Source organism: Segeticoccus rhizosphaerae (assembly GCF_005222685.1).
GTDB lineage: Bacteria > Actinomycetota > Actinomycetes > Actinomycetales > Dermatophilaceae > Segeticoccus > Segeticoccus rhizosphaerae.
The window spans coordinates 1-9,984 of record NZ_SWMA01000063.1; the positions used below are offsets into that span (position 1 = coordinate 1).

Genomic DNA, 9,984 nt, shown 5'->3' on the forward strand with positions numbered 1-9,984 from the left:
CAACAGGTCGTCGTCGTGGGTGTCCTTGATGACCGCCGGGATGGTCTCCCGACCCGCCGCCTGGCTGGCCCGCCAGCCGGTCCCGCCACGCACGCCGAGCCCGGGGAGGCTGCCGGGCATGACAGCGCACCCGCGCCCGACGCCACCCCGAAGCACGCAGGGTCGTCGGACGATGACGGCAACGGGCCGGCCGACGACGATTCCGGTTCGGGTGGTCGCAAACGTCGCAGGCGCGGCGGGAAGGGCCGCAAGGGCCGTCCCGGCGGCGACGACGCCACTGAGTCCGGCGACAGCTCGGGCCACGCCTCCGACGAGGCCGGCTCGTCCGGCTCCGACTCCGGCTCGAGCGGCGACTCGCAGCAGGACCACGGCGACGACGAGCACGGCGAGGGCGACGGAGGATCGCGGCGCCGCCGTCGGCGTCGGCGCAGCGGTGGATCCGGGGGCCAGGACGACCCGCCCGGCACCGTCACCAAGGTCCGCGAGCCGCGCAAGGACCGCGACGAGGTCACCTCGGTCAAGGGCTCGACCCGGCTCGAGGCCAAGAAGCAGCGGCGCCGTGAGGGTCGCGAGGCTGGGCGCCGACGCACGATCATCACCGAGGCCGAGTTCCTGGCCAGGCGGGAGAGCGTGGAACGGGTGATGGTCGTCCGGCACCGTGACGACCGCACCCAGATCGGCGTGCTCGAGGACGACGTCCTCGTGGAGCACTACATCTCCCGCGAGGTCAATGCCTCGATGGCCGGCAACGTCTACCTCGGCAAGGTGCAGAACGTGCTGCCCAGCATGGAGGCCGCCTTCATCGACATCGGCCGTGGCCGCAACGCGGTGCTGTATGCCGGTGAGGTCAACTGGGACGCAGCCGGCATGGACGGCAAGCCCAAGCGCATCGAGCACGCCCTCAAGTCGGGCGAGAGCGTTCTGGTGCAGGTCACCAAGGACCCGATCGGGCACAAGGGTGCACGACTCACGTCCCAGGTGTCACTTCCCGGTCGCTACCTGGTCTACGTCCCGGGCAACTCCATGACCGGTATCTCCCGCAAGCTGCCTGACACCGAGCGCGCCCGCCTCAAGAAGCTGCTGCGCGAGATCGTGCCGGACAACGCCGGAGTGATCGTTCGCACCGCGGCGGAGGGAGCGAGCGAGGCCGAGCTGCGGGCCGACGTCGAGCGGCTCACCGCTGCCTGGGACGACATCCAGGGCAAGGCGAACTCGGCCCACTCGCCGTCGCTGATCCACGGCGAGCCGGACCTGACCGTGCGGGTCATCCGTGACGTCTTCAACGAGGACTTCAGCAGCCTGGTCGTGTCCGGTGAACCCGCTTGGGAACAGGTGAGTGACTACGTCGGCCGTGTCGCCCCCGACCTGGCCGACCGCCTGACCAAGTGGACGGGGGAGCAGGACCTGTTCGCCCACTACCGGGTGGACGAGCAGCTGGCCAAGGCGATGGACCGCAAGGTCTGGCTGCCGTCGGGAGGCTCCCTGGTCATCGACCGCACCGAGGCCATGACCGTCGTGGACGTCAACACCGGCAAGTTCGTCGGCTCGGGGGGCAACCTCGAGGAGACGGTCACCAAGAACAACATCGAGGCGGCCGAGGAGATCGTCCGTCAGCTGCGGCTGCGCGACATCGGCGGCATCATCGTCGTCGACTTCATCGACATGGTCCTCGAGAGCAACCGCGACCTGGTCGTGCGCCGCCTGGTCGAGTGCCTCGGTCGCGACCGCACCAAGCACCAGGTGGCCGAGGTCACGTCGCTCGGTCTGGTCCAGATGACCCGCAAGCGGGTCGGAGCGGGCCTGATCGAGGTCTTCTCGGAGCCGTGCGAGCACTGCAACGGTCGGGGCATCGTGGTCCACACCGAACCGGTGGACGACCACCACGACTCCTCCGACCAGGGCAGCTCACGCGGCCGTCGGGGGCGCGGTGGTGCCAAGGGCGGCAAGGGCACCGGCAACGGCCGGCAGGACGCGGCCCAGGCGCCTGAGCCCTCCGGTCCCACGCCGGCGCAGATCGCGGCGGCGGCCCATGCCGCGGCGGCCAAGGCAGCCGGTGCGCAGGACGCCGACGCCACGGAGGCGGCGACGCCCGTGGCCAGCGACCCCCAGACGGCGACGCCCCTGGCGGGCGAGCCCGAGAGCGCGACCCCCGAGGCTGCAGAACTGGACACAGATGCTGTGCCGGAGCCGGCGCTCGCGGCGACCGCGCCGGTGGAGCCGGTGGAGCCGGTCGAGACCGTGCCCGAACCCGTGCGGCGCCCGCGCCGCAAGCGTGGCCGTGTGGTGGCGCCTGCCGGACCTCCGCCCCCGGCCGATCCGGAGAACGTCTGAGTTTGCTGACCGGCGGGCCCACCCGGTAGTCTGAACCCTCGGTGCGCCCGCCGGCGCGATCTTCGGTGCCGTGGTGCCTACCAGGCAGCCCACAGGCAGACAGCACGGCGCCACCCGCACGACTTACCGCAACACCGCACTGAACGTCCCGAGAGAGTGAGCTCAACGTGTACGCGATCGTCCGCGCTGGCGGCCGCCAGGAGAAGGTTTCCGTTGGCGACGTCCTCATCATCGACAAGGTGAGCGGTGAGGCCGGCGCGAGCATCGACCTCACGCCGCTCCTGCTCGTCGACGGCTCCACCGTGACCAGCGACGCCGACCAGCTCGCCAAGGCCACCGTCAAGGCCGAGGTGGTCAAGCCCGCCAAGGGCCCCAAGATCACCATCATCAAGTACAAGAACAAGACCGGCTACCGCAAGCGGCAGGGCCACCGTCAGCACCTCACGCAGGTCAAGGTCACCGCGATCGAGGTCTGACCCCACCCCACGACGTCGAACCCCACGCAGTTCTCCGCGCGTTCCTCGCTCCGACATCTCGCGGGGACCCCGACGTCGTAGCTCGCCGCACCACCCCGCTGAACCCGAAAGACAGGCACTGACATGGCACACAAGAAGGGTGCGTCCTCGACGCGCAACGGCCGCGACTCCAACGCGCAGTTCCTCGGCGTCAAGCGCTTCGGCGGCCAGGTCGTGAGCGCCGGCGAGATCATCGTCCGCCAGCGGGGCACGCACTTCCACCCGGGCGACGGCGTGGGCCGCGGCGGCGACGACACCCTCTTCGCCCTCGTGGCCGGCGCGGTGCAGTTCGGCTCGAAGCGCGGTCGCAAGACGGTCAACATCGTTCCGGCCGAGGTCGAGATCCCGGCCTGACACGACAGTCGTTCACGAGCGCGAGGGGTGGGCCGGCGGCCCACCCCTCGCGCCCGTGTCCGGGCCGGGTCAGGCCCGACTCGGGCGCCGTCCCACCAACCTGAAATGAGCACCGATGGCCAGCTTTGTCGACCGGGTCGTCCTCCACGTCTCGGCGGGTGACGGGGGACACGGCTGCGCGTCCGTGCGCCGCGAGAAGTTCAAGCCGCTCGGCGGCCCGGACGGGGGCGACGGGGGCCGGGGAGGCAGCGTCGTCCTCACCGTCGACCCGCAGGTCACCACCCTGCTCGACTACCACCACAGCCCGCACCGCGGCGCCGGCAACGGCAAGCCCGGGGCGGGCGACGACCGGGAGGGCGCCGACGGGGCGGACCTGGTGCTGCCGGTCCCCGAGGGAACGGTCGTCAAGGACGCCTCCGGCGCCGTCCTCGCCGACCTGGTCGGACAGAGCGCCTCGTACGTCGTGGCGCGGGGTGGCCGCGGCGGGCTCGGCAACCGGGCACTGTCCTCCCAGCGGCGCAAGGCGCCCGGTTTCGCCCTGCTGGGCGAGCCCGGCGACGAGCTCGACATCGTGCTCGAGCTCAAGACCCTGGCCGACGTCGGTCTGATCGGTTATCCCTCAGCGGGCAAGTCCAGCCTGGTGTCGGTGCTGTCGGCCGCCCGCCCGAAGATCGCCGACTACCCCTTCACCACGCTCGTGCCCAACCTCGGGGTGGTCACCGCGGGTGGGTCCCGCTTCACCGTCGCCGACGTGCCCGGCCTGATCCCCGGGGCGAGCGAGGGCAAGGGCCTCGGCCTGGAGTTCCTCCGCCACATCGAGCGGTGCTCGGTCCTGGTGCACGTGATCGACTGCGCGACCCTGGAGCCCGGCCGTGACCCGATGACCGACCTCGACGTGATCGAGGAGGAGCTGGCGCAGTACGTGCCGGACGAGGCGCTCGGTGGCCGTCCCCTTTCCGAACGCACCCGGCTCGTGGTGCTGAACAAGGCTGACGTGCCCGAGGCTCGGGAGCTGGCCGAGATGGTCAAGCCCGACCTCGAGGCCCGTGGTCTGGAGGTGTTCATCGTCTCTGCGGTGGCGCACCAGGGACTGGGGGAGCTGACCTTCGCGATGGCGCGGCACGTCGAGGAGGCTCGTGACGCCATACTCGTCGTGGAGCCGCCCCGAATCGTGCTGCGGCCCAAGGCAGTGGACGAGAAGGGCTTTGAGGTGGCCCGTGAGCAGACCCCGGAGGGCGAGGTCTTCCGGGTGTCGGGGGACAAGCCCACCCGGTGGGTGCGCCAGACCGACTTCTCCAACGACGAGGCGGTCGGCTACCTCGCCGACCGACTGGCGCGCGCGGGCGTCGAGGACGCGCTCGTCAAGGCCGGAGCCGTCGCCGGCTCGACGGTGCTCATCGGGCCACAGGACAACGCGGTCGTCTTCGACTGGGAGCCCACGATGTCGGCCGGGGCCGAGCTGCTCACCGGCGCACGGGGCACCGACCTGCGGCTCGACGAGAGCCACCGCCCCACCCGCGACGAGAAGCGCGAGCAGTATGCCGAGCGTCGCGCCGCCAAGTCGGCCGCCCGGGATGAGCTGCAGGCCGAGCGCCGCGCCGGCCACTGGACCACGCAGGACGACTGAGCCGCCCGGGCCCGAGACGGATCGTCGCCCGGTGCGCAACGTTCACTAGACTCCGGCGGGTGCCGACCACGTCATCGCCCCTGGCCAGCGCCGCGCGGGTCGTGGTCAAGGTGGGATCGAGCTCGCTGACCCACCCCGGAGGCGCGCTGGAGGTCGCGCGCCTCGACCGGCTCGTGGAGGCCCTGGCCAACCGCCGCCAAAAGGGAGCGGAGATCGTGCTGGTCTCCTCCGGGGCCATCGCGGCGGGCATCACCCCGCTCGGGCTGGCCAAGCGGCCGCGTGACCTGGCGACCCAGCAGGCGGCGGCCAGCGTCGGGCAGGGCGCACTCGTCGCCGCCTACAGCGCCTCCTTCGGACGCTATGACCTCACGGTGGGTCAGGTCCTGCTGACCGCCGACGACGTGACCCGCCGGCAGCACTACGCGAACGCCCGGCGGGCTCTGGAGCGGCTCCTCTCCCTCGGGATCGTGCCCGTCGTCAACGAGAACGACACCGTGGCCACGCAGGAGATCCGCTTCGGGGACAACGACCGGCTCGCCGCGTTGGTCGCCCACCTCGTGCGCGCCGATGCGCTGCTGCTGCTGTCCGACGTCGACGCGCTCTACGACAGGCCACCCAGCAAACCGGGCGCGACCCGGATCCCGTGGGTGCGCCACGAGTCCGACCTGGCGGACCTGCGCATCGCGGGGTCCGGCACGAAGGTCGGCAGCGGGGGCATGGTCACCAAGGTCGATGCCGCCGGGATCGCGACGGCGGCGGGCATCCCGACCGTGCTCACCTCGGCCGAGCAGGCGGCAGGGGCGTTGGCCGGTGGGGACGTCGGCACACTGTTCGCCCCGACCGGGTCCCGCCGCCCCTACCGGCTGTTGTGGCTGGCCCACGCGAGCACGTCCCGGGGGCGGCTCGTGCTCGACGAGGGTGCGGTGGCCGCGGTCGTCGAGCGGCACAAGTCGCTGTTGCCGGCGGGGGTCGTCGCCGTCGAGGGCACCTTCCGGGAGGGGGACCCGATCGACCTGTGCTCACCCGACGGCGGCGTCGTGGCGAGGGGCCTGGTCAGCTACGACTCGGACGTCCTCCCACGGCTGCTCGGGCGCAGCACCCGTGACCTGGCCCGCGACCTCGGTTCCGGCTACGAACGCGAGGTCGTCCACCGTGACCACCTCGTCCTGCTCTGAGACCCACTCGCAACCTCACCCGGGCGGCGGCAGGCGCGACCGCCTCCCCGGGGAGGCGGTCGCGCGGCAGCTCAGGACCGTGCGGCGGCACCGTCGCCGGCCGTCAGGGCCCTGGTCGGGGTGCCGACCTCATCGAGTGCAGACGGCAGCTCCACGCCCCACTCCCGCCCGGTCGGTGAGCCGACCATCGGGTCATCCGGGTCGAAGTCCATACCGGGGATCAGCGGGCCGTAGGGCGCGTGCGAGCGCGGCCGCACGGACACCGGCGCGAGCACTCCCGCGGGCGCGGACAAGAGGTGTCGCTGGCGGTGTCGGCGCAGCTGCTCGAGGTCGTCGTGCATCGAGCCGGGACGGTCGTGCTCGAGCGCCATCGCGGCAGTGATCGCGAGCCGGTAGGCGTGGCTGAGCCGGTGGTAGCGCCGGCGCACGACGCTCAGTGTCGAGTGGCTGTCCAGGGCCATGGCGTAGTCGACCCGCGCCCGCGCGACCGCGCTGCGGGCCGTGGTCAGCTCGGCCTCGAGGGCACGACGCTGGGCGAGGTCGATCTCGTAGGTTCGACGGCGGGCGACTCTGCGCATCGCATGGCTCCTAGCTCGTTCCGGGCCGCGGGCGCACGGCCCTGCGTACAGTCCTCTGCCGAGTCCGGCGGGGCAGTCCCATGGTGTGCCCAGCCGGGCTAATAAACCAGGGAAAATCCGTTAAAAACACTCGACCGGATGGTGCGGGGCCGGATGGTGGACGAGAGCGCGTATGACGCGTGCTCGGCATACGCTCGAACCATGGCTGACTCACGAAGCATCGATCCGGTCGTCGTCGACCACGTCGCCGGCGTGGCGCGGGCGGCACGGGAGGCCTCACGCCGGCTCGCGCTGCTGTCGCGGGCGGAGAAGGACGCCGCCCTCGAGGCGTTGGCGGACGCACTCGACGCGGCCACCCCCCAGGTGTTGGCCGGCAACGCCCAGGACCTCGAACGAGGTCGAGAGCGCGGCCTGCCCGACGCGATGCTCGACCGGCTGCGCCTCGACGAGACGCGGGTCGCGGCGGTCGCCGACGCGTTGCGTGACCTCGCGCGACTGCCCGATCCCGTGGGCGAGGTGGTGCGGGGATCGACCCTGGCCAACGGACTGCAGATCCGGCAGGTGCGCGTGCCGATGGGCGTGGTCGGCATGATCTACGAGGCCCGCCCCAACGTGACCGTCGACGCGGCGGGCATCGCGCTCAAGAGCGGCAACGCCGTGGTGTTGCGGGGAGGTTCGGCCGCCGAAGCGAGCAACCGCGCGCTGGTCGACACCCTGCGACGGGGCCTCGCGCAGCAGGGTCTGCCGCAGGACGCGATCTGCCTGCTCGACGAGGGCGGACGCGACGCGGCCCGGGCCCTGATGACCGCCCGCGGCCTCGTCGACGTCGTCATCCCGCGCGGGGGAGCCGACCTGATCTGCACCGTCGTGGAGGAGTCGACCGTGCCGGTCATCGAGACCGGCGTCGGCAACTGCCACGTCTACGTCGACGCCCGCGCCGACCTCGACAAGGCCCTCGCTATCGCGGTCAACGCCAAGACACATCGTCCGAGCGTCTGCAACGCTGCCGAGTCCCTGCTGGTGCACCGCTCGGTGGCCGAGGAGTTCCTTCCCAAGGCGTTGGCCGAGCTCGACGCCGCCGGGGTGCGGCTGCACGGCGATCCCACGGTGGTCGAGCTGGCCGGCCGGGCGGGAGTCGAGTGCGTGCCGGCCACCGACGACGACTACGCCCGGGAGTACCTCGCCCTCGAGATGTCCGCACGCGTGGTCGACGACCTCGACCAGGCGCTCGAGCACGTGCGGCGTTTTGGCTCCCAGCACACCGAGGCGATCGTGACGGAGGACCGCGCGGCAGCCCGTCGGTGGGTCGCGGAGGTCGATGCCGCAGCGGTGATGGTCAATGCCTCCACCCGGTTCACCGACGGGGGCGAGTTCGGGTTCGGTGCCGAGATCGGCATCTCCACCCAGAAGCTGCACGCCCGCGGGCCGATGGGGCTGCCGGAGCTGACGACGACCAAATGGGTCGTCGAGGGGGACGGCCAGGTCCGCGGCTGACCCGCCGGCGCCCCCGCCACGAACCTCGGGGGGGAATCATCGCGAGGTTTGGTGCCGCGGCAGGGGCCGAGACCTCACCAAGATTCCCACGGGGAGAGGGCATGATGGGGCCTCGTGGAAGGCACTGAGGTTCGCAAGCTCGCCGCGCTCGAGGACAGCCACTGGTGGTATCGCGAGCGCCGGCACCTGCTGCGTCGGGCGGTGCGGGGCCTGGCTCCCGGCCGGGCGCTCGACATCGGGGCGGCCGGCGGCGGCAACACCAGGGTGCTGCGCGACCTGGGCTGGCAGGCCAGTCCGTTGGAATACGGTTCCGACGGCGCCCAGGTCGCCAAGGAGCGTGGGCTGCCCGTCCTGCGGGCCGACGCGAGCCGGCTCCCGCTCGAGGACGCGTCCCTCGACCTCGTGGTCGCCTTCGACGTGCTGGAGCACCTCGCCGACGACGACCGCTGCGTCCGCGAGGTCCACCGCGTGCTGCGGCCCGGCGGCACCTTCCTGGTCGCCGTGCCCTGCGACCCGCGGCTGTGGTCGGCCCACGACGAGGCGGTCGACCACCTTCGCCGCTACACCCGGACCACTCTCGTGGACCTGCTCGAGCGTGGTGGTCTCGAGATCGAGCGGCTGTCCTCCTGGAACGTGTTGCTGCGTCCCGTCGTCGCGCTGCGTCGCCGGTCGAGCTCGGGCAGCGACCTCGAGCAGCTGCACCCACTGGTCAACGTCGGCCTGCAGGCCGTCGTCACCGCCGAGCGCTACCTGCCCGTGAAGGGACTGCCGGGGGTCAGCCTCCTCGTGACGGCTCGTCGCCCGGGCTGACCCTGCTGCCCGGCACCGGTGGGCCGCCCGGTCCCGCGCCGGCCGCAGCGCCCCCTGGCCCGCCGGTCCGTCCTACTCCGGGGGTGGCCTCCGCCGAGTCGTAGGCCACGAAGTAGGTCGGCCGGCCCTGCATCATCGTGTACATCCGCCCGACGTACTCGCCCAGCATCCCAAGGCACAGCAGCTGCACCGCCGCCACCGCCGCGACGATGACCACGGTGGAGGTCCAACCGGCGACGGTGCGGCCCAGCACCTCCGAGACGACCGCGTAGACGAGCACCAGCACCGCGAGCACGCCACCGCCGAGGCCGAACCAGGTCGCCATCCGCAGCGGCGCGATGGAGAAGCCGGTCAGGCTGTCCAGCGACAGGTGCAGCATCCGGACGAAGGGATACTTCGAGGTGCCGGCGGCGCGTTGATCGCGCCGGTAGGCCACCGAGGCGGAGGGGAAATCCAGCGCGGGCACCACGAAACGCAGCACCCGGTGGTGCTCGGGCAGGCCGTTGATCGCGTCCACGGTGGCCCGCGACATCAGCCGGAAGTCGCCCGCGTCGGCGGGGGCGTCGCTGTCGCTGAGGCGGCGGATCATCCGGTAGAAGATGCCGGCAGACACCCGCTTGAACCACGAGTCGCTCGAGCGGTCCGACCTGATGCCGTAGACCACGTCGACCTGCTCGCGCCGGGCCACCTCGAGCATCTCGGCCACGATCTCGGGCGGGTCCTGCAGGTCGGCGTCGATGGTCGCCACGTAGGTCCCGGTCGCGCGGGCGAGACCCGCGGAGATGGCGGACTGGTGCCCGGCGTTGGCCCGCAGGCGCAGCACCCGCAGCTGCGGCCACTCCCGCCGGAACCGCTGCAGCAGGACGGGCGTGTCGTCCTGGCTGCCGTCGTCCACGGCCACCACCTCGTATGCCGTGTCCAGGCCGTCCAGCAGCGGCCGCAGCCGCGCCACGAGCAGGGGCAGCACGTCCTGCTCGTCGTACATCGGGATGACGACTGACAGCTCCGGCGGCATGCCCTGCAGCCTAATGGGGGCGCATCGCCGAGGTTTCGGCCAGAGTGGTGTCCGAGTCCGCCGGTGGGTGAGCACTGCTGAAGCC

The 9,984-nt window shown here is 72.0% G+C and carries 9 protein-coding genes; 7 read left to right on the forward strand and 2 right to left on the reverse strand.

Features of this window, described 5'->3' with window-relative positions; genetic code table 11:
* The 5 genes from FCN22_RS20845 to proB form a co-directional block, all read left to right on the forward strand.
* A partial coding sequence (locus FCN22_RS20845; RefSeq protein ID WP_202911726.1) for an Rne/Rng family ribonuclease occupies positions 1 to 2,331 on the forward strand: 2,331 nt, incomplete at its 5' end.
* Positions 2,332 to 2,498: 167 nt separating this feature from the next.
* Complete coding sequence (gene rplU, locus FCN22_RS20850; RefSeq protein WP_137123487.1) at positions 2,499 to 2,807, forward strand: 50S ribosomal protein L21; 309 nt, start codon at positions 2,499 to 2,501, stop codon at positions 2,805 to 2,807.
* A gap of 123 nt (positions 2,808 to 2,930) precedes the next feature.
* Positions 2,931 to 3,200 carry a 50S ribosomal protein L27 gene (rpmA, locus tag FCN22_RS20855; RefSeq protein ID WP_137123488.1) on the forward strand — a complete coding sequence of 90 codons (270 nt, stop codon included), beginning with the start codon at positions 2,931 to 2,933 and terminating at the stop codon, positions 3,198 to 3,200.
* A 115-nt stretch (positions 3,201 to 3,315) separates the two neighbouring features.
* Positions 3,316 to 4,827 carry a GTPase ObgE gene (obgE, locus tag FCN22_RS20860; protein WP_137123489.1) on the forward strand — a complete coding sequence of 504 codons (1,512 nt, stop codon included), beginning with the start codon at positions 3,316 to 3,318 and terminating at the stop codon, positions 4,825 to 4,827.
* 59 nt (positions 4,828 to 4,886) lie between these two features.
* Positions 4,887 to 6,002 (forward strand): glutamate 5-kinase, encoded by a 1,116-nt coding sequence (proB, locus tag FCN22_RS20865; protein ID WP_137123490.1) that lies wholly within the window; start codon positions 4,887 to 4,889, stop codon positions 6,000 to 6,002.
* A 71-nt stretch (positions 6,003 to 6,073) separates the two neighbouring features.
* Here proB and FCN22_RS20870 read toward each other — a convergent pair whose 3' ends face one another.
* Positions 6,074 to 6,580 carry a hypothetical protein gene (locus FCN22_RS20870; protein ID WP_137123491.1) on the reverse strand — a complete coding sequence of 169 codons (507 nt, stop codon included), beginning with the start codon at positions 6,578 to 6,580 and terminating at the stop codon, positions 6,074 to 6,076.
* Between the two features lie 201 nt (positions 6,581 to 6,781).
* Here FCN22_RS20870 and FCN22_RS20875 point away from each other — a divergent pair, with 201 nt between their 5' ends.
* Complete coding sequence (locus tag FCN22_RS20875) at positions 6,782 to 8,074, forward strand: glutamate-5-semialdehyde dehydrogenase (RefSeq protein ID WP_137123492.1); 1,293 nt, start codon at positions 6,782 to 6,784, stop codon at positions 8,072 to 8,074.
* A gap of 114 nt (positions 8,075 to 8,188) precedes the next feature.
* Entirely contained in the window at positions 8,189 to 8,884 is a 696-nt protein-coding gene (locus FCN22_RS20880; RefSeq protein WP_137123493.1) for a class I SAM-dependent methyltransferase, read from the forward strand.
* Here the strand turns inward: FCN22_RS20880 and FCN22_RS20885 are convergent.
* Positions 8,850 to 9,899, reverse strand: a complete 1,050-nt coding sequence (locus tag FCN22_RS20885; RefSeq protein WP_137123494.1) for a glycosyltransferase family 2 protein — start codon at positions 9,897 to 9,899, stop codon at positions 8,850 to 8,852. The genes FCN22_RS20880 and FCN22_RS20885 overlap by 35 nt on opposite strands.
* Positions 9,900 to 9,984 lie beyond the last annotated feature (85 nt).